24 protein-coding genes are annotated in these 22,291 nt (G+C 72.0%); 11 read left to right on the top strand and 13 right to left on the bottom strand.

Features of this window, described 5'->3' with window-relative positions:
- Window positions 1-3 precede the first annotated feature (3 nt).
- Both AC5P1C_RS29605 and AC5P1C_RS29600 read right to left on the bottom strand, forming a co-directional pair.
- The gene (locus AC5P1C_RS29605) at window positions 4-801 is read right to left on the bottom strand and encodes a VOC family protein (RefSeq protein ID WP_493869000.1); all 798 of its coding nucleotides are present in this window, start codon (window positions 799-801) and stop codon (window positions 4-6) included.
- A gap of 190 nt (window positions 802-991) precedes the next feature.
- Window positions 992-1,957: a pirin family protein gene (locus AC5P1C_RS29600; protein ID WP_493868999.1), complete on the bottom strand. Its 966-nt coding sequence runs from the start codon at window positions 1,955-1,957 to the stop codon at window positions 992-994.
- A gap of 139 nt (window positions 1,958-2,096) precedes the next feature.
- Between AC5P1C_RS29600 and AC5P1C_RS29595 the strand changes: the two genes are divergently transcribed.
- Window positions 2,097-2,444 (top strand): tetratricopeptide repeat protein, encoded by a 348-nt coding sequence (locus tag AC5P1C_RS29595; RefSeq protein ID WP_493868998.1) that lies wholly within the window; start codon window positions 2,097-2,099, stop codon window positions 2,442-2,444.
- Window positions 2,445-2,480: 36 nt separating this feature from the next.
- On the opposite strand, the gene crcB (AC5P1C_RS29590) is transcribed toward AC5P1C_RS29595, so the two are convergent.
- Genes crcB (AC5P1C_RS29590) through AC5P1C_RS29575 form a run of 4 tightly spaced genes read right to left on the bottom strand, consistent with a single transcriptional unit; the run spans window position 2,481 to window position 4,014 of the window.
- The gene (crcB, locus tag AC5P1C_RS29590; protein WP_493868997.1) at window positions 2,481-2,855 is read right to left on the bottom strand and encodes a fluoride efflux transporter CrcB; all 375 of its coding nucleotides are present in this window, start codon (window positions 2,853-2,855) and stop codon (window positions 2,481-2,483) included.
- Window positions 2,852-3,202 carry a DUF190 domain-containing protein gene (locus tag AC5P1C_RS29585; protein WP_493868996.1) on the bottom strand — a complete coding sequence of 117 codons (351 nt, stop codon included), beginning with the start codon at window positions 3,200-3,202 and terminating at the stop codon, window positions 2,852-2,854. Before AC5P1C_RS29585 ends, crcB (AC5P1C_RS29590) begins: the two co-directional genes overlap by 4 nt.
- Window positions 3,199-3,621, bottom strand: coding sequence for a fluoride efflux transporter CrcB (gene crcB / locus AC5P1C_RS29580; protein ID WP_493869028.1), 423 nt, complete (start codon window positions 3,619-3,621; stop codon window positions 3,199-3,201). The genes AC5P1C_RS29585 and crcB (AC5P1C_RS29580) overlap by 4 nt, the downstream gene beginning before the upstream one ends.
- 27 nt (window positions 3,622-3,648) lie before the next feature.
- The gene (locus tag AC5P1C_RS29575) at window positions 3,649-4,014 is read right to left on the bottom strand and encodes an ArsR/SmtB family transcription factor (RefSeq protein ID WP_493868995.1); all 366 of its coding nucleotides are present in this window, start codon (window positions 4,012-4,014) and stop codon (window positions 3,649-3,651) included.
- Window positions 4,015-4,110: 96 nt separating this feature from the next.
- Between AC5P1C_RS29575 and AC5P1C_RS29570 the strand changes: the two genes are divergently transcribed.
- The gene (locus AC5P1C_RS29570) at window positions 4,111-6,105 is read left to right on the top strand and encodes a heavy metal translocating P-type ATPase (protein WP_493868994.1); all 1,995 of its coding nucleotides are present in this window, start codon (window positions 4,111-4,113) and stop codon (window positions 6,103-6,105) included.
- A gap of 79 nt (window positions 6,106-6,184) precedes the next feature.
- Here the strand turns inward: AC5P1C_RS29570 and AC5P1C_RS29565 are convergent, their stop codons facing one another.
- Window positions 6,185-7,609, bottom strand: coding sequence for a dihydrolipoyl dehydrogenase family protein (locus tag AC5P1C_RS29565; RefSeq protein ID WP_493868993.1), 1,425 nt, complete (start codon window positions 7,607-7,609; stop codon window positions 6,185-6,187).
- A 142-nt stretch (window positions 7,610-7,751) separates the two neighbouring features.
- Here AC5P1C_RS29565 and trxA point away from each other — a divergent pair, with 142 nt between their 5' ends.
- Window positions 7,752-8,141 (top strand): thioredoxin, encoded by a 390-nt coding sequence (gene trxA / locus AC5P1C_RS29560; RefSeq protein WP_493868992.1) that lies wholly within the window; start codon window positions 7,752-7,754, stop codon window positions 8,139-8,141.
- Window positions 8,142-8,186: 45 nt separating this feature from the next.
- Here trxA and AC5P1C_RS29555 read toward each other — a convergent pair whose 3' ends face one another.
- On the bottom strand, window positions 8,187-9,227 hold the full coding sequence (locus AC5P1C_RS29555) for a LacI family DNA-binding transcriptional regulator (RefSeq protein ID WP_493868991.1): 1,041 nt from the start codon (window positions 9,225-9,227) through the stop codon (window positions 8,187-8,189).
- Between the two features lie 180 nt (window positions 9,228-9,407).
- On the opposite strand from AC5P1C_RS29555, the gene AC5P1C_RS29550 reads away from it, so the two are divergent.
- The gene (locus tag AC5P1C_RS29550) at window positions 9,408-10,814 is read left to right on the top strand and encodes an amidase (RefSeq protein WP_493868990.1); all 1,407 of its coding nucleotides are present in this window, start codon (window positions 9,408-9,410) and stop codon (window positions 10,812-10,814) included.
- Here AC5P1C_RS29550 and AC5P1C_RS29545 read toward each other — a convergent pair.
- Window positions 10,809-11,870: a glycosyl hydrolase family 18 protein gene (locus AC5P1C_RS29545; protein ID WP_493868989.1), complete on the bottom strand. Its 1,062-nt coding sequence runs from the start codon at window positions 11,868-11,870 to the stop codon at window positions 10,809-10,811. The genes AC5P1C_RS29550 and AC5P1C_RS29545 overlap by 6 nt on opposite strands.
- 71 nt (window positions 11,871-11,941) lie before the next feature.
- On the opposite strand from AC5P1C_RS29545, the gene AC5P1C_RS29540 reads away from it, so the two are divergent.
- Complete coding sequence (locus AC5P1C_RS29540) at window positions 11,942-12,400, top strand: type II toxin-antitoxin system PemK/MazF family toxin (RefSeq protein WP_493868988.1); 459 nt, start codon at window positions 11,942-11,944, stop codon at window positions 12,398-12,400.
- Here the strand turns inward: AC5P1C_RS29540 and AC5P1C_RS29535 are convergent.
- On the bottom strand, window positions 12,354-13,292 hold the full coding sequence (locus tag AC5P1C_RS29535; RefSeq protein ID WP_493868987.1) for a TIGR02452 family protein: 939 nt from the start codon (window positions 13,290-13,292) through the stop codon (window positions 12,354-12,356). The two genes, AC5P1C_RS29540 and AC5P1C_RS29535, sit on opposite strands and share 47 nt — an antisense overlap.
- Before the next feature lie 249 nt (window positions 13,293-13,541).
- Between AC5P1C_RS29535 and egtA the strand changes: the two genes are divergently transcribed.
- Genes egtA through egtD form a run of 4 tightly spaced genes read left to right on the top strand, consistent with a single transcriptional unit; the run spans window position 13,542 to window position 17,915 of the window.
- A complete protein-coding gene (gene egtA, locus AC5P1C_RS29530; RefSeq protein ID WP_493868986.1) occupies window positions 13,542-14,876 on the top strand; it encodes an ergothioneine biosynthesis glutamate--cysteine ligase EgtA in 1,335 nt (444 codons plus the stop codon).
- Window positions 14,873-16,201, top strand: a complete 1,329-nt coding sequence (egtB, locus tag AC5P1C_RS29525) for an ergothioneine biosynthesis protein EgtB (RefSeq protein WP_493868985.1) — start codon at window positions 14,873-14,875, stop codon at window positions 16,199-16,201. Before egtA ends, egtB begins: the two co-directional genes overlap by 4 nt.
- Window positions 16,201-16,956, top strand: a complete 756-nt coding sequence (gene egtC, locus AC5P1C_RS29520) for an ergothioneine biosynthesis protein EgtC (protein WP_493868984.1) — start codon at window positions 16,201-16,203, stop codon at window positions 16,954-16,956. Before egtB ends, egtC begins: the two co-directional genes overlap by 1 nt.
- Window positions 16,953-17,915: an L-histidine N(alpha)-methyltransferase gene (gene egtD, locus AC5P1C_RS29515; protein ID WP_493868983.1), complete on the top strand. Its 963-nt coding sequence runs from the start codon at window positions 16,953-16,955 to the stop codon at window positions 17,913-17,915. The genes egtC and egtD overlap by 4 nt, the downstream gene beginning before the upstream one ends.
- Before the next feature lie 95 nt (window positions 17,916-18,010).
- Here egtD and AC5P1C_RS29510 read toward each other — a convergent pair whose 3' ends face one another.
- A complete protein-coding gene (locus tag AC5P1C_RS29510; protein ID WP_493869027.1) occupies window positions 18,011-19,264 on the bottom strand; it encodes an extracellular solute-binding protein in 1,254 nt (417 codons plus the stop codon).
- Window positions 19,265-19,512: 248 nt separating this feature from the next.
- Here AC5P1C_RS29510 and AC5P1C_RS29505 point away from each other — a divergent pair, with 248 nt between their 5' ends.
- Window positions 19,513-19,734, top strand: a complete 222-nt coding sequence (locus tag AC5P1C_RS29505; protein WP_160509111.1) for a dodecin — start codon at window positions 19,513-19,515, stop codon at window positions 19,732-19,734.
- Between the two features lie 16 nt (window positions 19,735-19,750).
- Here the strand turns inward: AC5P1C_RS29505 and AC5P1C_RS29500 are convergent, their stop codons facing one another.
- The gene (locus tag AC5P1C_RS29500; protein WP_493868982.1) at window positions 19,751-20,239 is read right to left on the bottom strand and encodes a phosphatase domain-containing protein; all 489 of its coding nucleotides are present in this window, start codon (window positions 20,237-20,239) and stop codon (window positions 19,751-19,753) included.
- Between the two features lie 37 nt (window positions 20,240-20,276).
- Window positions 20,277-21,074, bottom strand: coding sequence for an SAM-dependent methyltransferase (locus AC5P1C_RS29495; RefSeq protein WP_493868981.1), 798 nt, complete (start codon window positions 21,072-21,074; stop codon window positions 20,277-20,279).
- Window positions 21,075-21,251: 177 nt separating this feature from the next.
- Here AC5P1C_RS29495 and AC5P1C_RS29490 point away from each other — a divergent pair, with 177 nt between their 5' ends.
- Entirely contained in the window at window positions 21,252-22,253 is a 1,002-nt protein-coding gene (locus AC5P1C_RS29490) for an LLM class flavin-dependent oxidoreductase (protein WP_493868980.1), read from the top strand.
- The last annotated feature ends 38 nt before the right edge of the window (window positions 22,254-22,291 follow it).

Raw genomic sequence — 22,291 nt, 5'->3', positions numbered from 1 at the left:
GGCTCAGCTCTCGGCGGGCTTGAGCACCACGAAGTCCGCGTTCGACGGGTCGAGGCAGACGGCGAGCCTGCCGATGCCCTCCGCGTCGTCCGGCCCCATCTGCACGCTGCCGCCGTTCGCGGAGACCTGGGCGACCGCCGCGTCGCAGTCGGCGACGCCGAAGACGGGGTGCCAGTACGGCCGCCCGCCCGCCACCGCGAGGTCCTCCTCCTGGAGCTCCATGAGGCCGCCCTGCATGCGCTCCTCGGGAAGCCCGGCGGGGGTGACCAGGGTGTAGGTGCCGCCGCCGCCCGGCAGTTCCATCTCGCCGAACTGCCAGCCCAGGACGGTGCCGTAGAACTCCTTCGCGGCCTTGACGTCGGTCGTGAACAGCTCGGTCCAGGAGAGCGATCCCGGCTTGTCCGCCAGCTCGAACCCCGAGTTCGTGCCCGGCTGCCAGACGGCGAACTGGCCTCCCAGCGGGTCGCTGTACTGCGCCATCCGACCCCATTCATCGAGGTCCCTCGGCGCCAGCCGCACCGTACCGCCCGCGCGCTCCACGGCCTGTGTCGTGGCGTCCGCGTCCGTGACCGTGTAATAGATCATCCAGGCCGATCGCGCGCCCTCCTCGGTGAGCTTTCCGAGCCCGGCGACGGTCTTCCCGTCCTTCTGGAACATCCCGCCGTCCATGTCCTCCGCCTCGCCCATGGACTCGTACTCCCAGCCGAGCACCGCGCCGTAAAAGGCGGCGGCGGCCGGAACGTCCGGGGCACCGAGGTCGAGCCAACACGGGGAGCCGGGTGTGAGGTCAGTGGTGATCACGACGAATCCCTTCGCAGATCTGCTGTCACTGCTGCTCTGCTGTACGTACAACCAGCGTGACACCCGGCACTGACAGTCGCGCGTCGGCCGCCGGCGGTCCGCTCTGAAGCGACCGGGCTAACGGGCGAAGGGGCGAACGGGAGGGCGTCCCACCCTGGCAAGTCGGCAGGCCCGGCGGTCGACGCACTGTTCAGCGCACGCGCCCCCGCGCCTTCAACGGCACCGGCGGCAGTTCCGGCGCGGGGATCCGGTCGCCGTCGTAGCCCTTCACCTCGCCGAAGCGGGAGCTTTCCATCCAGTCCGCGCGTGCCCGTGCGATGTCCTCGTTCGACCGCCCGATGAAGTTCCACCACATGATCAGTTCCTCGTCGAACGGCTCGCCGCCCAGGAGCATCAGACCCGCGTCCGACTCGGCGTGCAGCGGCAGTTCGGTCCGGCCGCAGCCCAGGTACAGCATCGAGCCGGGCAGGACGGGGACGCCGTCCACGCGGGTCTCGCCGGACATGCACAGGACCGCGTACTCGAAGTCCGGGTTCAGCGGCAGGCGTACGTCCGCGTCGCGGGTCAGGGTGAGGTCCGCGCCGACGATCGGGGTGTAGGTCGTGCCGGGTGAGGTGGTGCCGTCGACCGTGCCCAGCATGAGGGTCGCCGTCAGGCCGGGGGCCGTGACCAGGGGCAGCTCCGCGTGGTGCTCGAAGCGCGGCTCGGTGTTGCGGTGGACGTCGGGCAGGGCCACCCACAGCTGGGCGCCGTGCAGGAAGCGGGCGTGCGACCTGGGGCTCTCCTCGGAGTGCGAGATCGCGCGGCCCGAGGTCATCAGGCCCAGCTCGCGGGGGCGGATCGTCTGGAGGCTGCCCGTGGAGTCGCGGTGCAGGACCTCGCCGTCGTGCAGCCAGCTCACCGTCTGCAGGCCCATGTGCGGGTGGGGGCCCACCTGCATGCCGGGCTCGTCGGCGATGTCGTCCGGACCGTAGTGGTCCACGAAGCACCAGGCGCCGACCATGCGGCGGCCCAGGTTGGGCAGCAGACGGCGGACCTCCGTGGACTCGCCGAGCTTGACCTTGCGGGGGCTGAGGAGTTCCCGGACCGGTTCGGCGACGACGAACCCGCGCCCGCCGCACAGGGCCGGGACCGCCTCGCGATCAAGATTGCTCATGCCGCACAACCTAGACCCGCGGGGCACCGGACGTCAGGCACGCGCTCCGGTCATTCCGGATGAACCGCTGTCCCGGAGGAATTGAGCAGTGGAATTTCTGACTCCCAGGGGTCGTTGGACCGTCTCGAAGGAGGCAGCAGTGGACATGACGTACTACGACCACGGAACCGCGGCGGAGCGCTGGGAGCGCGCGCGGCAGTTCTTCGACGCCAAGGAGTACGCCACGGCGGCGCGCATCCTCGGCACCCTGGCAGCCGAGGTGCCGGAGCAGGTCGCCCCGCGTCTGCTCCTTGCCCGCGCCTACTACCACTCGGCTCAACTGCTGCGCGCGGAGCGCGAGTTGCGTACGGTCATCGAGCTCGACCCCGTCGAGCAGTACGCGCGCCTGCTCCTCGGCCGCACGCTCGAGCGGCAGGGACGGGACGTCGACGCGGCCCCGCACCTGCGGATGGCGGCGGCCCTCGCGGGGGACTTCGCCGAGGCCTGAGCAGTCCCGAGGGGCCGACAGGGAGCTACGGGCCTGTCAGCCCCACACCGCCTCCGCCAACGCGACGCCCACGAAGACCGCGCCGAGCGCCGCGACCACACTGGCCACGACGTTGACGGCCGCGTAGAACCGGGCGCCGCCCTCGGAGAGGCGCAGCGTCTCGTACGAGAAGGTCGAGTACGTCGTCAGGGCGCCGCACAGGCCCGTGCCGAGGAACAGCCGGGTGTGGGAGGAGGCGGCGCCCGCGACGGTCGCACCGGTGAGCACGCCGAGGACCAGGCTGCCCGCCACGTTGACCGCGAACGTCCCCCACGGGAAGACCGTGTCGTGCCTGGCCTGCACGGCACGGTCGGTGAGGAACCGCAGCGGAGCGCCGATCATCGCCCCTGCCACCACGCACAGCCAGTTCACCGGTCGGCCTCGCCCCGGCCCACGTACCGGATGACCTCGCAGTCGTCGAGGATCACAAGGCCCTCGGTGACCAGTTCGTCGAGCTGCGGCAGGAACGCGCGGGCCTTGTCCTCGTCGTCCACGATCACGACCGCGACCGGCAGGTCCTCGCTCAGCGAGAGGAGCCGCTGCGTGTGGATGAGCGACGAGGCGCCGAATCCCTCGATGCCGCGGAAGACGCTGGCGCCCGCGAGGCCCGCCTTGCGGGCCCGGTGGACGATCTCCGAATAGACCGGCTTGTGGTGCCAGATGTCGGCCTCGCCGACGAAGACCGTCACACGCAGGGCCGTGCCCGTCAGTCTGGTCATGGTCGCCTCCACACCACGGCGCGGCGCGTCGCCCACGCCGCGCTCCACACTGCCGCGAGGGCCGCGAGCAGCGTCAGTCCGAGATAGGCCAGGCCCGTGCCGGCGTGGCCGCGCTCCACCAGGCGCTCGATGTCCACCGCGTAGGTGGAGAAAGTGGTGAAGCCGCCGAGAACGCCGGTGCCGAAGAAGGGCCGCAGCAGGCGGTGCGGCGTCCGCATTTCGGTGAGGAGCACCATGAAGACGCCCATGACCGCGCACCCGATGACGTTCACCAGGAGCGTCGTCGTGGGGAAGGTGTCGGGGGCGGTCGGCCAGATCAAGGTCGCGCCGTAGCGCGCCGACGCGCCGATCGCACCTCCGACGGCCACGACCGCCACCACGGGCCACACGCCGTACTCCCTCACCCGTCCGGAATCAATGGGTCCTCATCGAAGATCGCCCTCAGGCTAGCCGCCCTGCGGCACGTCCCGCAGACCGAGGCGCAGGTGCTCGACGTGGAAGAGCGCCTGGTCGAGGAGTTCGGCCACGTGGTGGTCGTAGAGGGCGTAGATCACGGAGCGGCCCTGCCGTTCGCCGGTGATCAGGCCGAGGTTGCGCAGCAGGCGCAGCTGGTGCGAGCAGGCCGACTGCTCCATGCCGACCGCCTCGGCCAGATCGCCGGCCGCGCAGGGGCCTTCCTGCAGACGGGCGAGGATCAGCAGCCGCGAGGGCGTGGCCAGGGCCTGGAGGGTGGCGGCGACGTCGGCGGCCCCCACGCTGTCCAGGCGTTCACGCGTGGTTGCGGTGCTCTTGTCGTCGACTCCGTGGCCCATGGACGTCATCCTATCGATGACACATGAAAAGCTGTTCATTCATTCCTGTACGGTGAGGGCGTTGCCGTTCCCCAGCCCGTGAAGGGTTCCTTCGCCATGCCCACTGCCCTGCTCCCCCGTTCCGACCAAGGGTCTTCCGCCGGTCCCGCTGCGGCTCCGCGCCGCCGCACCCGCGTCCTGGCCCTGGCCGAGGCCCGCTGGGCGGCGGCGGCCACGGCGGCGTTCCTCATCGCGCTGCCGCTCCAGCTGGCGGGTGCCGCATCGTGGACGTGGGGGGTGCTGTACGCCGTCGCTTACCTCGCCGGTGGCTGGGATCCTGCGCTCGCCGGGCTGCGTGCGCTGCGCGAGAAGACCCTGGACGTGGACCTGCTGATGATCGTCGCGGCTCTCGGCGCGGCCTCGATCGGGCAGGTGATGGACGGGGCGCTGCTCGTCGTCATCTTCGCCACCTCCGGAGCGCTGGAGGCCATCGCCACCGCCCGCACCGCCGACTCGGTGCGCGGCCTGCTCGACCTCGCGCCGACCACGGCCACTCGGCTGACCGTCGGAGGTGGTGAACAGACGGTCGACACGGCCGAGTTGACGGTCGGCGACGTCGTCCTCGTACGACCCGGCGAGCGGGTCGGCGCGGACGGCGAGGTGATCGAGGGGGCCAGTGACGTCGATCAGGCGACGATCACCGGGGAGCCGCTGCCGGTCGCCAAGGAGGCCGGGGACGGGGTGTTCGCGGGGACGCTGAACGGGGCGGGCGCGCTGCGGGTGCGGGTCGGGCGTGACGCGTCGGACTCGGTGATCGCACGGATCGTGGCGATGGTCGAGGAGGCGTCTCAGACCAAGGCGCCCACACAACTGTTCATCGAGAAGGTCGAGCAGCGGTACTCGCTGGGCATGGTCGTCGCGACGCTCGCCGTCTTCGCCGTGCCGCTGGCCTTCGGCGACGACCTGACCGGGGCCCTGCTGCGGGCGATGACGTTCATGATCGTGGCTTCGCCGTGCGCGGTGGTCCTCGCCACGATGCCGCCGCTGCTCTCGGCGGTCGCGAACGCGGGGCGACATGGCGTGCTGGTCAAGTCCGCCGTCGTGATGGAGCGTCTGGGGCAGGTCGACGCCGTCGCCCTCGACAAGACGGGCACCCTGACCGAGGGAACTCCCCGCGTGACCGCCGTCCACACACTCCCCGGCAATGGCCTGACCGACGACACCCTCCTCGCGCTCGCGGCGGCGGCCGAGCACCGCAGCGAACATCCCCTGGCCCGCGCCGTCGTGAGCGCGGCGCGCGCCCGCGGCCTGGACATCGCGACGGTGGAGGACTTCGCGTCGGCGCCGGGTGTCGGGGTGAGCGCCACGGTCGGGGGCGCGGCTGTCCGGGTGGGAGCTCCGGCGCGGCTGCTCCGACCGGGGCCGACGGGCGAGGTCGAGAAGACGGCGGGTACCGAAGTCCTCACTCTCGCCCGGAGGTTGGGCGAGGAGGGCCAGACCGCCGTGCTCGTACTGCGCGACGGGACCCCCGTGGGCGTCCTCGGCATCGCCGACCGCCTGCGCCCGGACGCGGCGGCGACCGTCGCCGCCCTGGAGTCCCTGACCGGCACGGCCCCGATGCTGCTCACCGGCGACAACGCGCAGGCCGCGGCCCGACTCGCGGCCGAGGTGGGCATCGATGACGTACGGGCCGGACTGCTCCCGCAGGACAAGGTCGCGGCGGTACGTGAGGCGGAGAGCGCGGGACGCAGGGTCCTCGTCATCGGGGACGGCGTCAACGACGCGCCCGCCCTGGCCGCGGCCCACACCGGCATCGCGATGGGCCGCGCGGGTTCCGACCTCGCCCTGGAGACCGCCGACGCCGTCATCGTGCGGGACGAACTCGCCACCGTCCCGAAGGTGATCGCCCTGTCCCGGCGCGCCCGCGGACTCGTGGTGCAGAACCTGGTGATCGCCGGGGCGTTCATCGCCGTCCTGGTCACCTGGGACCTGGCCGGCAGCCTGCCGCTCCCCCTCGGCGTACTGGGCCACGAGGGCTCCACCGTGATCGTGGGGCTCAACGGCCTGCGGCTGCTGCGGGACGCGGCGTGGCGGGACGCGGGCAGCGGCTGAGCGGACGACCCGTCCGGGGCCCGTCACGGCAGGGGCGACGGGCCCCGGGGGGGGCAGGCGGCACCGGTGCCGCCTGCGCTCACCCCCGATACGTCTCAAGGAGCCGCAGCCACACCTCACTGACCGTCGGATACGCCGGAACCGCATGCCACAACCGGTCGATCGGCACCTCCCCCGCGATCGCCACCGTCGCCGAGTGGATGAGCTCGCCGACGCCGGGGCCCACGAAGGTCACGCCGAGCAGCACCTCACGGTCGAGGTCGACGATCATGCGGGCGCGGCCTTCGTAGCCGTCCGCGTAGAGGCCCGCGCCCGCCACGCCCGACATGTCGTAGTCCACGGCGCGCACGCGGCGCCCCGCGGCCTCCGCCTCCGCGAGGGTGAGGCCCGCCGATGACGCCTCGGGGTCGGTGAAGACCACCTGGGGTACGGCGTCGTGGTCGGCGGTGGCGGAGTGGGCGCCCCAGGGGTCGGTCTCCAGGAGGGGGACGCCCTGGGCGCGCGCGGTGATCGCGGCCCCGGCGATGCGGGCCTGGTACTTGCCCTGGTGGGTGAGGAGCGCGCGGTGGTTGGCGTCGCCCACCGCGTACAGCCAGGTGCTGCCCTGCACCCGGAGGCTCTCGTCGACCGGCAGCCAGGAGCCGGGGTCGAGGCCGATCGTCTCCAGGCCGAGGTCGTCGGTGCGCGGGGCGCGGCCCGTGGCGAAGAGGATCTCCTCGGCTTCGACGGTGCCGCCGCCGCTCAAGGTCGCCGTGACCGTACCGTTCTCCCTGCGCACGGCCGTGACGGAGACCCCGGTGCGGACCTCCGCGCCCGCCTCCGTCAGCGCCTTCACGACGAGCTCCCCGGCGAACGGCTCCATGCGCGGCAGCAGCCCGTCGCCACGCACGAGCATGGTGACCTGCGAGCCGAGCGCCTGCCAGGCCGTGGCCATCTCCACTGCGACGACACCGCCGCCCACCACCGCGAGGCGGTCGGGCACCTGATCCGCGCTGGTGGCCTCACGGCTCGTCCACGGCTTGACGTCGGCAAGGCCGGGCAGGTCGGGCAGCGCGGCGCGGGTGCCCGTGCACACCGCCACCGCGTGGCGGGCGGTCAGGGTCAGCTCGGTCCCGTCGCGGCCCGTGACCGAGACCTGGCGGGTTCCGGCGATGCGGCCGTGGCCGCGGAAGAGGTCGACGCCGATCGATTCGAGCCACCCGACCTGGCCGTCGTCCTTCCAGTGCGAGGTGTAGTCGTCCCGGTGGGCGAGGACCGCCGCCGCGTCCAGCGGACCCTGCACCGACTGGCGCAGTCCGGGCACCTTGCGGGCGTCCGCTCGGGCGATGACAGGGCGCAGCAGCGCCTTGCTCGGCATGCACGCCCAGTACGAACACTCGCCCCCGACGAGTTCGCTCTCCACGATCGCCACGCTCAGGCCCCCGGCGCGGGCCCGGTCCGCGACGTTCTCCCCGACGGGACCGGCACCCAGGACCACTACGTCGTACGTCTTCGAATCCGTCATGGAAGCCAGTGTGGTCGCAGGTGTGCGACGTGGCCACATGGGTACGCGCGCGGAACGAGCCCGGGTGAGCGCGTGGAATACGTCTGCCGCCCGAGCCGTTGTGCACAACGGCTTCGACCGACAGCAGGAAGAGGGAAACACCATGAGCAGCACGACTGTGGAGCTCACCAAGGAAAACTTCGACCAGACGGTCACGGACAACGAATTCGTCCTGATCGACTTCTGGGCGGAGTGGTGCGGTCCGTGCAAGTCGTTCGCGCCCGTCTACGACAAGGCCGCCGAAGCCAACCCCGACATGGTCTTCGGCAAGGTGGACACGGAGGCGCAGCCTGAGCTTGCTCAGGCCTTCGGCATCCAGTCGATCCCGACGCTGATGATCGTCCGCGATCAGGTGGCCGTGTTCGCCCAGCCCGGCGCGCTGCCGGCGGCCGCCCTGGAGGACGTCATCGGGCAGGCCAGGCAGCTGGACATGGACGAGGTCCGCAAGTCCGTCGCCGAGGAGCAGGCCAAGGCCCAGGCGCAGGAGCAGTAGGGAAGACCCACAGACAGACCCACAGACAGACCACAAGCAGCTGGGTCAGCTGGACTCGCGGTGCACTGCCGTTGCACCGAGCACGTCGTGCACCTCGGGCTCCATGCCCGGGTCGCGCACGACCCGGTCGACGAGCTCCGCGAGCTTCTGACCCGACGGCAGCTCGATGCGGACCGTGCTGAGCCGCGGCCGCAGGAGCCTGCCGAGCATCAAGTCGTCGGCGCCGATCATCGCCGTCCCCTCGGGGACGGCGATGCCTTCGTCCTGCAGCGCCCGCATCAGGAGCATCGCGTACTCGTCGTTGTACGTGAACACCCCGTCGACGCCCAGCGTCCGCCAGCTCGCCGCGAGCCGGGCCGCGGACTCCTCGTCGTAGGCCAGGGGCAGCTCGGTCGTCGTGGCGTCCGGGCCGTGCCGGTCCACCGTGCGGCGGACGCCTTCGGCGCGCGGGCGCGCGAAGGGCTCAAGGCCCCGTTCCTCGGGGATCACGACGCCGATGTGCCGGCGGCCGCGCTCCAGGAGATGCGTGGCGGCGCACTCACCCACCAGACGCTGGTCCATGAGCAGGGCGTGGGCGCCCTCGGCCCCCTGCGGGCCCAGCGTGAAGACCGCCTTGGCACCTGACCGCTTCAGGACACTCACACCGCGCGCGCCGAGCCCCGACGCGGCGGGGGCGAGCACCGCGACCGGGCGCAGCTCGGCCCAGGCGCGGGCGGCCTCGTCGCCGGTCAGGCCGAGGCTGCCGTACTGCACGACGGTGTAGTCGAAGCGGCTGAGTGCCCACTGCAGCTCGTTGAAGAACTCGCTGAAGAGCGGACCCACGGGGATCTGCGGCGTGGGCATCAGGACCACGCGGGTGTGCCCGGCGCGCAGGCTGCGGGCCGCGGCGTGCGGGACGTACCCCAGTTCCTTGGCGGCCTCGTGCACGCGGCGGCGGGTGGGTTCGCTGATGCGGACGGCACTGGTGTCGTTCAGGACGTACGAGACGGTCGCGCGTGAGACTCCCGCCAGACGCGCCACGTCGGCGCTCGTCGGCGCGGAGTACTGCGCGGGCTGCTGTGCGGTCTTGTTCGGTATCTGCACCATGGCGTGGCTCATCTTTCCAGACGGCACAGGAGCGCTCCCAGGCGGGCATCGGGGTGCCCGCGGCCCGCGTCGGGCGCTCCGACGCGGCGTGCGAGGCGTGAACTGCCCTGGCCTCGTACCGCGTTCCTGCCGCGCCGGTTAGCGTGCGTGCACCTGCCCGTCGATCAAAGGTGCCCCCACATGACTGCCGACCGTGCCGACGGCCTCGCGCGCACCGCCCGCGCGCTGGCCGATGGAGAAGTGTCCTCGCGTGAGCTGACCGAGCGGACGCTGGCGCGGATCGAGGCCTCGCAGCCCGTCCTCAACGCGTTCAAGCTGGTGCGGGCCGAGGCCGCGCTCGCCGAAGCGGACGCCGCCGACCGGGAGTTGGCCTCGGGCGGACCTGGCAGGACGCTGCTCGGCGTACCGCTGGCCGTGAAGGACGACACGGACGTGGCGGGCGAGCCGACCGCGTTCGGCTGCCGGGGCGACTTCCCGGCGAAGACGGAGGACGCCGAGTCCGTACGCCGCCTTCGGGCGGCCGGAGCCGTGATCGTCGGCAAGACCAACACCTGCGAGCTGGGCCAGTGGCCCTTCACTGAAGGGCCCGGCTTCGGTGACACCCGCAACCCGTGGCACACCGACCACACCCCCGGCGGTTCGTCGGGCGGCTCGGCGGCCGCGGTCGCCGCGGGGCTCGTCCCCGCGGCGCTCGGCTCGGACGGCGCGGGCTCGGTGCGGATCCCCGCAGCCTGGACCCATCTCGTCGGGATCAAGCCGCAGCGCGGCCGCATCTCGACGTGGCCGTGGCCCGAGGCCTTCAACGGCATCACCGTCAACGGCCCGCTCGCCAGGACCGTCGCCGACGCGGCCCTGCTGCTCGACGCGGCGAGCGGCAACCACAGCGGTGACCTGCACCGGCCGCCCGCCATCAGCGCCTCGGACGCGGCGACCCGCGAGCCGGGGCGGCTGCGGATCGCCCTCTCCCTGCGCATGCCGTTCACCGCGACCCCCAAGCGCCTGCACCCCGTGGTGCGCCGGAAGATCATGGTGCTCGCGGACCGTCTCGCCTCCCTCGGCCACGACGTCGAGGAGGCCGACCCGCGCTATGGCCAGATAGGCCTCGACTTCGTGCCGCGCGCCACCGCGGGGATCACCGGCTGGGTCCGCGAGGTCCCCGACCCGCACCTGCTCGACCCGCGCACCAAGGAGGCGGCGCGCCTGGGCCGTCTGCTCGGCGGCGCTCCGTTGCGCCTGGCCCGCCGCTCCGAGGCCGCCCTGCACCGCCGGGTCGGCGCGATCTTCTCGACGTACGACGTGGTCCTGACGCCCACCACCGCCACTCCCCCGCCCCGGATCGGCGCCATGGCCTCCCTCAGCGGCTGGCGCACCGACCAGGCGATGATCGCCGCCTGCCCCTACGCGTGGACGTGGAACGTCCTGGGCTGGCCCGGCGTCAACGTGCCCGCGGGCCAGGTGGGCGACGGACTGCCGGTCGGCGCGCAGCTGCTCGGGCCCGACGGCAGCGAACCGCTCCTGGTGTCGCTCGCCGCGCAGTTGGAGGCGGACCAGCGCTGGTACGAGCGGTGGCCCGCCTCGGTCTCATGAGCCCTTGGCGAGGGTGCCCCACAGCTTCGGGTCCTCGAAGCCGAGGGCCCACAGGACGGTGTGGCGCACGCCGTACTTCTTCAGGACCGGCAGATGTGCCGCCGTCCCGCGCGCGTCCTGGTACCAGACGGTGCGGCGCTTGCCGCCTTCGTCGTACGTGAAGTGGGGCGTGCTCGACTTGGGGTCGATCCGGTAGGGGGCACCGACGCGGCGGCGCAGGGCCTCGGCTTCCTTCCAGGTGACGTGCTTGGCGCGGTCCTTGCTGCCGACCACCCAGTCCCAGCCGTAGCCGGGCAGGCCCATCTCCAGCTTTCCGGCCGGGACTTCGGCGGTGGCGTTGCGCAGGATCTCCTCGTACCAGGCGGGGGATGACAGAGGGCCCGGGGGACCCAGGGACCAGTGCTGGTCGTAGGCCATGATGCGCAACCGGTCGGCGGCGGCGCCCAGTCGGCGGTAGTCCCAGATGCGCCCGCTGATCCGCGTCTTCGGCGACACCGTGACCACGCACTGCTTACGCAGTGCGTGCAGCCGCGCGCACAGGTCGGTGACCATCGTCGCGTAGCCCGCCCGCACTTTCCCGTAGACGGAGTCGCCGGTGGGCGCGATGGACTCGTAGTCCAGGTCGATGCCGTCGTAACCGCGGCTGCGGACGACGCGCAGCAGCTCGTCGATGTGCTCCGTACGCCGGGCCTTGTCGGTGACGACGGCCGCGAGCGCTCCGGGCGGCATCCGCTCCATGACGGTCGGCACGACCTTGATGCCCGCCTTGTGGAGCCCGTCGATGACGCGGCGCGAGCCGGCGCCGGTGTGGCCCGCCACGCGCCCCGCCGACTTCGCCTCGTACCAGAAGGGGCTGACGGTGTGGAGTTGGTCGGCATGGCGCAGGGCGTTCTTGTACGCGGCTTCCTGGTCCCAGTAGGGCAGCCACGCCGAGACGGTGCGCGGCGGCGGCGCGGAGCGGCCGGTGGGCTGCGGGAGCGTGGGGGCAAGTGCCGTGCCACAGAGGGCGAGCACCGCGGTGATCCGGGCTCGGCTGAGGTGTCGTCGATGCGCCATGGACCGAGCCTGCGGTCCATCGGACGGACCCGCCCCGCGGGTTGGGCCAGACAGGTTCTACCGTGGCCCGCGTGACTGCCAACACCGATGACCCGCAGATGTCCGCGCACCCGGGCCGCACGGGCGACGCCGCGACCACCGAGGCCGAGCCGCGCGAGGTCGGCCGGGTCCAGACGACGTACGCACCCGCCCACGACGGCGATCCCGACCCCGGCGAGATCGTCTGGACGTGGGTTCCCTACGAGGAGAACGACGGGCGCGGCAAGGACCGCCCCGTCCTGGTCGTCGCGCGCGAGGCGCGCGGCACGCTGCTCGCCGTGCAGCTGTCCAGCAAGCAGCACGCGAACGACAAGGAGTGGGTGCCGATCGGCAGCGGCCCCTGGGACCGCGAGGGCCGCGACTCCTGGGTCGCCATCGACCGGGTGTTTCGGGTGCACGACGCGGGCATGCGGCGCGAGGCGTGCGCGCTCGACCGGATGCGGTTCAATCTGGTCGTGCGGCGGCTGCAGGAGCGGTACGGGTGGCGGTAGCCGCCACGGGAGGCGCCTGAACGCCGGCCGCTGCTGAGGGCCCTGGGCCGCGCCCCTGGAACTCCGCACCGAACGCCTCCTCGAAGGCGGCCCGCGTCACCGCCCCGCGCGTGCGGTCGAGCACCCCGAAGACGATGTGCTCGAAGTACCCGTGGAACCGGCCGCCTTCGTCGAGCAGTGCCCGGAACGCGCCCGCCACCTGCGCGGGGTCGTTCTGGAACACCCCGCAGCCCCAGGCGCCCAGCACGAGCCGCCGGTAGCCACAGGCGGCCGCGGTCTCCAGGACCCGCTCCGCGCGCCCGGCCAGCGCGGACGGCAGCTCCTTCGCGCGCTCCGGAGCCTGGCGCAGCACGACGCCCGCGTTCGGCGCCGCCGAGGTCAGGAAGCCGACCGTGTACGCGGCGTCGAGGAGCCGACCCCGGTCGTCGCGGAAGACCGGCACGGCCGGGGAGTGGATCACGCGGTCGCTGTAGAAGGGATCGCGGTGGGCGCGGTGGTGGTCGTAGAACTCCCGGGCCGAGCGCACGCAGGTGTACAGGGCCGAGGCGCGGCACAGCGCCTCCTCCTGGGCCTGGGCGCCGTTCAGATAGCCGCCGCCGGGATTGCGTGCGGAGGAGAAGTTCAGGACGGCCACGGGGCCCGTATCCGCGCCGGAGAGGCGGTGCGCGGCCGCCAAGCTGCTCTCGCCGGTGACCTCGACTACCGTGGAGATCAGCTCGGGCGGCGTCACGGGAGTCACGCGCAGGGCCGCCGGACCGAACAGCCGCGTGCCGGAGCGCGCGGCGTCCACGGCATCCGCGATCAGCACCTCGCGGCCACCCGGAGCTGTGTACCGGCCTGCCGCCACGATCGCCTCGGTCTGCTGCGCGATGCCACGCAGTCGCGCGCTCATGCCCGCTCACCCGCCCCGACCTCTGCGGTCCCGTCCCCCGACTCACACATGAACGCATGGTGAGGTCTTCGCGTCGTCCGCCGCAACAGAATTCCCTGGCATCCATTCGACCCCAGGGGCACTCTTGTGCGATGGGCCGACCTGGTCTTGGGTGGAACGAGCGCTGCCAACTCGGTCCATCCCATATCGAGTTGACCGGGTGGTCCACAACCGCTGGACCAGGCAGAACTTGAACAGGAGGACCCCTGCATGCCCGAGGGCGACTGTACGACGTACCGCGCGAAGTACGGCACCGCGGTATCCGAGTCCGAAGCGGAGGCGCTGGTCACCGGCATCTGCTTCAAGACCGGACCCCCACGTGTCACCGGTGTCGAACTGGAATGGCTGATCCACGAGCCGCACCGGCTCCATCTGCCCGTGCCCCCCGCCCGCCTCGAAGCGGCCTACGCCGCGCTGCGGGCCCTGCCCCTGCACTCCCTGATCACCGTCGAACCAGGCGGCCAGCTGGAGCTCAGCTCGCTCCCCGCCGCCTCGCTCATGGAGTGCGTATCCGCCGTATCGGCCGATCTCTCCCTCGTACGTGATCGACTCTCCGCCCTGGATCTGACGCTCACCGGCCTCGGTGCCGATCCCTGGCGTCCGCCGTCCCGCATCCTCCACCGCCCGCGCTATGACGCGATGGAGAGCTATCTCGACCGCGCCGGCCCCGCGGGCCGCCGCATGATGTGCTCCACGGCCTCCGTGCAGATCTGTCTGGACGCGGGGCACGAGGAACCGGGCCCGCTCGGCTACGGCCGGCGCTGGCGGCTCGCGCATCTCCTCGGCCCTGTGCTGGTCGCCGCGTTCGCCAACTCGCCGGTCCAGGACGGGCGTTCCACGGGCTGGCGCTCCACACGGCAGGCCGTGTGGGCGTCGATCGACCCGGGCACGTCCGGCGCGCCGTCGATGGACGCGGAGCCGCGGGCGGCCTGGACACGGCACGCGCTCGACGCGCCGGTCATGTTCATCAGAGGACAGGACGACGGGGACGACGCGCCCTGGACGGTGCCGGAGGGGCTCACCTTCCGCACCTGGGCCCGCTCGGGCGGGCCGCGTCCGCCGACGCGCGACGATCTCGACTACCACCTGACCACCCTCTTCCCGCCCGTACGCCCGCGCGGCCATCTGGAGCTGCGGATGGTCGACGCCCAGCCCGGCGAGCACGGCTGGATCGTGCCGCTCGCCGTGACGAGCGCGCTGTTCGACGACCCACAGGCGTCCGAGACCGCCTACCGCATCCTGAAGCCGCTGGCCGAGCGCGCGTGCCCGCCCGGCGCGCCCGCGGCGCCGCGCAGCCCGCTGTGGCTGGACGCGGCGCGGCACGGGCTCGCCGACCCGGAGCTGCGCGAGGCCGCGGCCGCCTGTTTCGCGGCGGCGGCCGACGCGCTGCCCCGGATGGGCGCGAGCACCGAGGTGCGAGAAGCCGTCGCCGCGTACGCCGAGCGGTATGTCGCGCGGGGCCGCTGCCCGGCGGACGACCTGCTCGACGGGCACCTGGACGGCCACCTCTACGACCACGAGCACGAGAAGGGCATCCTCCGATGACCGGAACCGTCAGCGACCCCGATGCGCTTCGACGGCGCGCCCTGGCGGCGCTCCTCGCCGCCAGGGACCGCACCTCGCTCCTGACCACGTGCGTGGAGGAGCCCGAACTGATCGCCCAGCACTCGCCGTTGATGTCGCCGCTGGTCTGGGACCTGGCACACATCGGCAACCAGGAAGAGCTGTGGCTGCTGCGGGCGGTGGCGGGCCGTGACGCCATGCGGCCCGAGATCGACGGCCTGTACGACGCCTTCGAGCACCCCCGTTCCGAGCGGCCGAGCCTGCCGCTGCTCGCGCCCGCCGAGGCCCGCGGCTACGCGGCCGAGGTGCGCGGGCGGGCGCTCGACGTCCTGGAGAGCACGCCGTTTCGCGGATCGCCGCTGACCGACGCGGGCTTCGCGTTCGGCATGATCGCGCAACATGAACAGCAGCACGACGAGACGATGCTGATCACCCATCAGCTGCGCTCGGGTCCCACGGCGCTCACGGCGCCGGATCCAGCGCCCGCGCCGCCGTTCAAGGGTCTCGCCGAAGTCCTCGTACCCGGCGGCCCGTTCACGATGGGCACGTCCACCGAGCCGTGGGCACTGGACAACGAACGCCCGGCGCACCACCGTCTGGTCCCGCCCTTCTACATCGACACGACGCCGGTGACCAACGCCGACTTCCAGCGCTTCATCGCCGACGGCGGCTATGAGGAACAGCGGTGGTGGGCCCCGGCCGGCTGGGACATGGTCCGCGGCAACGGCCTCTCGGCACCGCTGTTCTGGCGCCGCGAGGGCGGCCAGTGGCTGCGCCGACACTTCGGGACCGTCGAGCCCGTACCGGCCGATGAGCCTGTTCTGCACGTCAGTTGGTACGAGGCGGACGCGTACGCACGCTGGGCCGGACGGCGGCTGCCCACCGAGGAGGAGTGGGAGAAGGCCGCCCGGCACGACCCGGCGTCCGACCGCTCGATGCGCTACCCGTGGGGCGACGCGGACCCCACACCCGAGCGCGCGAACCTGGGCCAGCGCCACCTCCGCCCGGCACCCGCCGGGAGCTACCCGGCCGGTGAATCACCGCTCGGCATACGCCAGTTGATCGGCGACGTGTGGGAGTGGACGTCCAGCGACTTCCTGCCCTATCCGGGGTTCGCAGCCTTCCCCTACCGCGAGTACTCGGACGTCTTCTTCGGCGGCGACTACAAGGTACTTCGCGGCGGGGCGTTCTCCGTGGACGAGGTGGCGTGCCGTGGCACGTTCCGCAACTGGGACCACCCGGTGCGGCGGCAGATCTTCTCCGGGTTCCGCACGGCGCGCGACGCGGGCCCGACGGAGGCCGTCTGATGTGCCGTCACCTGGCGTTCCTGGGCCCTGAGGAGCCGCTCGGCAAGCTCCTCGTGGACCCCTTGCACAGCCTGTTCCGGCAGTCCTGGGCGCCGCGGCAGCAGCGCTACGGCACGGTCAACGCCGATGGTTTCGGGGTGGGCTGGTACGCCGAGGGTGATCCGGTGCCCGCGCGCTACCGCCGCTCCGGGCCGATCTGGGGCGACCAGTCCTTCGCGGATCTCTCCCGGGTCGTGCGGTCCGGGGCGCTGCTCGCGGCGGTGCGCGACGCGACCGAGGCGGGCGCGGACGGGGAAGCGGCGGCGGCGCCTTTCGCCGCCGGGACCTGGCTGTTCAGCCACAACGGCGCGGTCGCGGGCTGGCCGCGCTCGCTCGCCCCGGTGTCCCGGCTGCTGCCGCCGGAGGACCTGCTCTCCATGGCGGCGCGCTGCGACTCCGCGCTGGTGTGGGCGCTCGTCCTGCACCGGCTCCGCAGCGGCGACGACGAGGGCCAGGCCCTCGCGGACACCGTGACCGAGGTCGCGGGCGCGGCCCCCGGTTCGCGCCTCAACCTCCTGCTCACCAATGGCGAGACGATCGCCGCGACCGCCTGGGGCGACACGCTCTGGTATCTCACCGAACCGGGCCGCCGCACCGTCGTGGCCTCCGAGCCCTACGACGACGATCCGCACTGGCGCCAGGTGCCCGACCGCACGCTGCTCGCCGCCAGCCGTACCGATGTTCTGCTGACCCCGCTCAAGGAGCCCACCGCGTGAGCCCGTTCCAGCTGACCCGCACCCTGCCCGTGGACGCCACCGACGCCGCCCTGCGCGCCGACGTCCTGCACGGCCTCACCCGCACGCCCAAGACGCTGCCGCCCAAGTGGTTCTACGACGCGCGGGGCAGCGCGCTCTTCGACGAGATCACCACGTTGCCGGAGTACTACCCGACGCGCGCCGAGCGCGAGATCCTGCAGACCCGTGCCACGGAGATCGCCGACGCGACGGGCGCGCGCACGCTGATCGAGTTGGGTTCGGGCTCATCCGAGAAGACCCGCCACCTGATCGACGCGCTCCCCGGACTGCACACGTACGTCCCCGTGGACGTGAGCGAGAGCGCGCTCACCGGCGCCGCGAACACGCTGATCGCCTCGCGGCCCTCCCTGAACGTGCACGCCCTGATCGCCGACTTCACCCGCGGCCTCGCCCTGCCGGGCACACCGGGCCCGCGTCTGGTCGCCTTCCTGGGCGGCACGATCGGCAACCTCCTTCCGGCGGAGCGCACCGCGTTCCTGACATCGGTGCGCTCCCTGCTCTCCCCCGGTGACGCGCTGCTGCTCGGCACGGACCTGGTGAAGGAGGAGTCGGTGCTCGTCTCGGCGTACGACGACGGGTCGGGCATCACGGCCTCCTTCAACAAGAACGTCCTGACCGTGATCAACCGCGAGCTCGGCGCGGACTTCGACCCCGACGCGTTCTCGCACGTGGCCGTCTGGGACAGCGAGCACGAGTGGATCGAGATGCGCCTGCGCTCGCGGGCGGCCCAGACGGTGAAGATCCCGGCGCTCGACCTGGCGGTCGACTTCGACCGCCACGAGGAGATGCGTACGGAGATCTCGGCGAAGTTCCGCGAGGACGGCGTGCGGTCCGAGCTGTCCGCGGCGGACCTGAAGCTGACCCACTGGTGGACGGACGAGAGGGCGCGGTTCGCGCTGTCGCTCAGCGTGGCGCGCTGAGCGCTCCGCTGGATGTGCGGTGATGCACCCCGCGGGCCGGTGGGGGCTGGTCGCGCCCACGCGGCGGAGCCGCATGTGTCACAGCCCCGTGCCCCTTACGGCCCGCTCACGTCCAGCTCCTTGGTGATCCGGCGGGACGCCAGCCTCGCCTCCGTCGCCGGGTCACCCCCGCCGAGCACCTTCGACATGTACGCCTTGATGGGGTTGTCCGCCTCCACCGCGGCCCACTGCGGAGAGGCGGGCGTCGCCCGGCCCTGTGCGGCGCCCGCGGCCATCGCGGCGACCCCTTCCTCGCCCGAGACGGCCGACGCGAGAGTCGTCTTGTTCGGGACGTAGTTCATGGTCCTTGCCAGGTCCTTCTGCCACTTCTTGCCCGCGAGAGCCTTGATCACGGCGACCGCGCCCCGCCGGTCGTCCGTCTTCCCGCGCACGACGAGGTCGGACCCGCCGGTGAAGACGGCGCCCGGCTTCGCCGCCGTCTTGCCCGGGATCGGGAAGTAGCCGAGTTTTCCCTTCAGTTCGGGGTTCTCCTCCTCGATGGCCCGCGCCGTCCCCGGTACGGCGACGATCTGCGCCACCTTCCCCCCTGCGAACACCCCGGCCTGCGGCGGATGCTCCTCGTCCGCGTCCTGCGGGCCCTCGCCAAGGACCTGCAACTGCCGGTAGAACTCCATGCCCCGCAGCGCCGCGGTCGTGTGCAGGCTGCCCTCCCACACCCCTCTCGTCCCGTTGGCCTCCGTGGCGAGCTCGCCGCCCTCGTCCCAGATGAAGCCGGCCAGGGTGTACCAGTCCTGACCCGCGAGATAGATCCCCTGGTCGCCACCGGAGTTGAGCCGCTTCGTGTCGGCGATCCACCGTGCGCGCGTCTTCGGCGGCTGCTCGATACCGGCCCGCGCGAAGAGGTCCTTGTTGTAGATCACGACGCGGTTGGCGGCGTACCAAGGGATGCCGTACTGGCTGCCGTTGTACTGGCCGGGCTCGGCGAGACCCGGCAGCCAGTCCTTCATGCCCAGGTCGCGCGCGGACTCCAGGGTGAGGTCGTAGAGCCCGCCCTCGTCGACGTACTGGGCGACCTGGGTGTTGCCGACCTCGATGACGTCGGGCCCGTCCTCGGCCTTGAGCGCGGCCTTGACCTTGCCGCCGATGCCGGTCCACTCCTGGAGGCGTATCTCCAGGTCGATGTCTCCGTTGCGCTGCTCGAAGTCCGTGCGGAACCGCTCGATGAATTCCGCCGACGCGCTGCCCCGCATGAGCCACACGGTGACGGTCCGCTTATCCTCTCCGCCGCCCGGCAGGACGCCGCATCCGGGAAGCAGCGCGGTGGCCGCGAGGACGAGGGACAGGGGCATGGCGGCGCGGCGGTGCGGTTTCACGTGGGTCACTTTCTGCCTGCGGACAGGGGAAGGTCGGCCCGACGTGGGGGTGAGCTCCTGGCTCGAACGGGTACGGCTGGATTTTGGTCTGTACCAATGGGTCGGTCAAGGGGGAATGGCACCGGGATCGGAGATTTCGGCCCCGTTCCCCCACCGCCTCGCGCACCGCCGCGTGGTGGGGCACCGTGGAGTGAGGTCACCACACGGCGGAGAGGAACACTCTGATGTCCGACCACACCTACCGGGTCACCGAGATCGTCGGCACCTCGCACGAGGGCGTCGACCAGGCCATCCGCAACGGCATCGCCCGCGCTTCGCAGACGCTGCGCTCGCTGGACTGGTTCGAGGTCACCCAGGTGCGCGGCCACATCGAGAACGGCGAGATCGAGCACTACCAGGTGGGCCTGAAGGTCGGCTTCCGCCTGGAGGACGGGGACAGCGCCTGACCCCGCCGCCCAGCGGTCACGTCCGCCCCTCACGCTCCTGGGCGTCCTTGAGCGCGGCGGACGTGCTCGCCCAGCGCGCCCGTACGACCGTGAAGCCCGCGCGCTCGGCCTCGTGGCACACCAGCTCGTCGTCGTCCACGAGCACCCTGACGTCGCGGGACCTGGAGATCTTCTGGAGGGTCTCCAGCTTGGTGCGGCGTGCGGGCCGCCGATCGTCGTTGCGGCGCATCCAGATCCGCCCCTCGGGAAGGCCCTGCGCCGCGAGCCACGCCACGGTGTCCTTGCGGCACCGCTCGGGCCTGCCCGTGAGGTAGACGACCTCGCACTCCGCCGCGCTCTCCAGGGCGAGCGCCACACCGCGCTCCAGCGGCGGGTCGTCCGGGGCCGCCGCGAAGAAGGCGGCCCAGTCGCGCGGCTTGCGCTCCAGGAAGCGCTGCCGGTGCGCGGTGTCCGCGAGCGTGCCATCCAGGTCGAACACGGCCAGAGGTCTGCTGTCGTCCGTCACGCGCCCAGCGTAGGCAATCCCCGCGTGCGGCTCGTCGTCACGGGATCCGTGCGACGGCGCCCCAGCCCGCACGCGCGGTGGTGGTGTCCGTGTCGGCGTCGGGCCGCCAGTGGGGCCAGGAGACGAAGCCGGGCTCGACGAGGTCGAGGCCCTCGAAGAAGGCGATGGTCACGTCCGGCTCGCGGAAGATGTAGGGAATCGCGCCGGAGTTGTTGTACTCCTCCTGCACCCTGCGGTGTTCCTCGTCCGACGCGGTGGAGTGGCTCAGGGACAGATGGCTCCCGGAGGGGAGCTTCTCCACCAGGCGACGTACGAGGGACAGGGCGTCGTCCCAGTCCACGATGTGGCCGAGGACGTCGTTGATCACCAGGGCGACGGGCCGGGTCAGGTCCAGGGTCTCGGCCGCGCCCCGCAGGACCGTGTCCGTGTCGCGCATGTCCGCGAGCACATAGGCGGTGGCGCCCTCAGGCGTGCTCGTACGCATCGCGTTCACGTGCAGCAGGACGAGCGGGTCATGGTCCACGTAGACCACTCGGGACTCGGGGGCGATGCGCTGGGCCACCTCGTGGGTGTTGTCGGCCGTCGGTAATCCGGCACCCAGGTCGAGGAACTGGCGGATCCCGGCGTCCCGCGCCAGGTGGCTGACGGTGCGCCGCAGGAAGTGCCGTGACTCACGGGCGAATTGCTCGATCAGCGGATACTTGTCGCGGTAGGCGTCCCCTGCCTGCTGGTCGGCGGGGAAGTTGTCCTTGCCGCCGAGCCAGTAGTTCCAGACGCGCGCGCTGTGGGCGACGGTCGTGTCGATCTCCGGGGGCAGCTTCGTCGGTTCGCTCAACGCCAATTCCTCTTTCGACTCGTGGGAGTGGGGACGAGGCGGTGCAGGAGTAGTCCAGCATGCGGCAGGCCGTACGCGGCCCCGAAGAATCACTTTGCCCACGGCCCGCGCGTGACGGATCATGGAGATCACAGAGGAGATCAGAACGCGATCCCCACCCCGGCGAAGGGATCTCGTGTGGCAGCGACCCGGTTCTCGGTCCTCGACCGCTCCCGCACCCGCGAGGGGCACGAAGGACCGCAGGCCCTGCGCGACACGGTGCGCCTGGCCCAGGAGCTCGAAGGACTCGGATACCACCGTCTGTGGGTCTCGGAGCACCACGCGGTGCCCGGCGTCGCGGGCTCCGCGCCGACCGTCCTCGCCGCCGCCGTCGCCGCCGCGACGCGCACGATCCGGGTCGGCACGGGCGGCGTGATGCTGCCGAACCATCAACCCCTGGTCGTCGCCGAGCAGTTCGGGGTTCTCGAGGCTCTCTTCCCCGGGCGCATCGACATGGGGCTCGGCCGCTCGGTGGGGTTCACCGACGGGGTGCGCAAGGCGCTGGGCCGGGACAAGCACGACGCCGATGACTTCGCCGCGCAGCTCACCGAACTCCTCGGCTGGTTCCGCGGCACGTCGGACACCGGAGCGCACGCCCGTCCCTCCGAAGGCATGACCGTCCCACCGTTCGTCCTGGCCATCGGCGAGGGCGCCACCATCGCGGCGCGGGCCGGGCTCCCGATGGTCATCGGCGACATCAAGAGCCGCGAGAAGATGCTCCGCGGCATCGAGCACTACCGCGCGTCCTTCCGGCCCTCCGTCTGGTCGAGCGAGCCGTACGTGGTCGTATCGGGCACGATCGCCGTCGCCGAGACGCCCGAGGAGGCCCGCCGCCTGCTGATACCGGAAGCCTGGTCGATGGCGTACTCACGCACCCACGGCACGTTCCCGCCCCTGCCCCCGGCCGAGCGCATCGAGTCACCTGAGATGCGGATGACCGAGAAGGAACGCGGCTTCTACGAATCGGGGCTCGCCGGTCACATCCACGGCACGGAGGAGCAGGTGGCCGACGATCTCGAGACGCTGATCAAGGAGAGCGGCGCCCAGGAAGTCCTTGTCACGACCAGTACGTACGACCGTGAAGGCCTCATCGACTCCTTCCGGCGCCTGGCCCGGGTCGCGGGTCTGGCCGGGACCTAGAATCGTGGGGTTTGCCCCCGAGCCGCGTACGGAGTCCC

It is taken from the genome of Streptomyces sp. A18 (assembly GCF_059026065.1).
This window is presented reverse-complemented; position numbering and strand designations above follow the sequence as displayed.

Excerpts from the sequence above, each read along its gene's own strand:
- AC5P1C_RS29545 (WP_493868989.1), bottom strand. The coding sequence starts at position 11,870 with ATGGCGCATCGACGACACCTCAGCCGAGCCCGGATCACCGCGGTGCTC.
- egtA (WP_493868986.1), top strand. The coding sequence starts at position 13,542 with ATGCCCGAGGGCGACTGTACGACGTACCGCGCGAAGTACGGCACCGCG.
- AC5P1C_RS29555 (WP_493868991.1), bottom strand. The coding sequence starts at position 9,227 with ATGGTGCAGATACCGAACAAGACCGCACAGCAGCCCGCGCAGTACTCC.
- egtB (WP_493868985.1), top strand. The coding sequence starts at position 14,873 with ATGACCGGAACCGTCAGCGACCCCGATGCGCTTCGACGGCGCGCCCTG.
- AC5P1C_RS29585 (WP_493868996.1), bottom strand. The coding sequence starts at position 3,202 with ATGACCAGACTGACGGGCACGGCCCTGCGTGTGACGGTCTTCGTCGGC.
- AC5P1C_RS29550 (WP_493868990.1), top strand. The coding sequence starts at position 9,408 with ATGACTGCCGACCGTGCCGACGGCCTCGCGCGCACCGCCCGCGCGCTG.
- AC5P1C_RS29510 (WP_493869027.1), bottom strand. The coding sequence starts at position 19,264 with ATGCCCCTGTCCCTCGTCCTCGCGGCCACCGCGCTGCTTCCCGGATGC.
- trxA (WP_493868992.1), top strand. The coding sequence starts at position 7,752 with ATGAGCAGCACGACTGTGGAGCTCACCAAGGAAAACTTCGACCAGACG.
- egtC (WP_493868984.1), top strand. The coding sequence starts at position 16,201 with ATGTGCCGTCACCTGGCGTTCCTGGGCCCTGAGGAGCCGCTCGGCAAG.
- AC5P1C_RS29570 (WP_493868994.1), top strand. The coding sequence starts at position 4,111 with ATGCCCACTGCCCTGCTCCCCCGTTCCGACCAAGGGTCTTCCGCCGGT.
- AC5P1C_RS29565 (WP_493868993.1), bottom strand. The coding sequence starts at position 7,609 with ATGACGGATTCGAAGACGTACGACGTAGTGGTCCTGGGTGCCGGTCCC.
- AC5P1C_RS29575 (WP_493868995.1), bottom strand. The coding sequence starts at position 4,014 with ATGGGCCACGGAGTCGACGACAAGAGCACCGCAACCACGCGTGAACGC.
- AC5P1C_RS29505 (WP_160509111.1), top strand. The coding sequence starts at position 19,513 with ATGTCCGACCACACCTACCGGGTCACCGAGATCGTCGGCACCTCGCAC.
- AC5P1C_RS29600 (WP_493868999.1), bottom strand. The coding sequence starts at position 1,957 with ATGAGCAATCTTGATCGCGAGGCGGTCCCGGCCCTGTGCGGCGGGCGC.
- AC5P1C_RS29535 (WP_493868987.1), bottom strand. The coding sequence starts at position 13,292 with ATGAGCGCGCGACTGCGTGGCATCGCGCAGCAGACCGAGGCGATCGTG.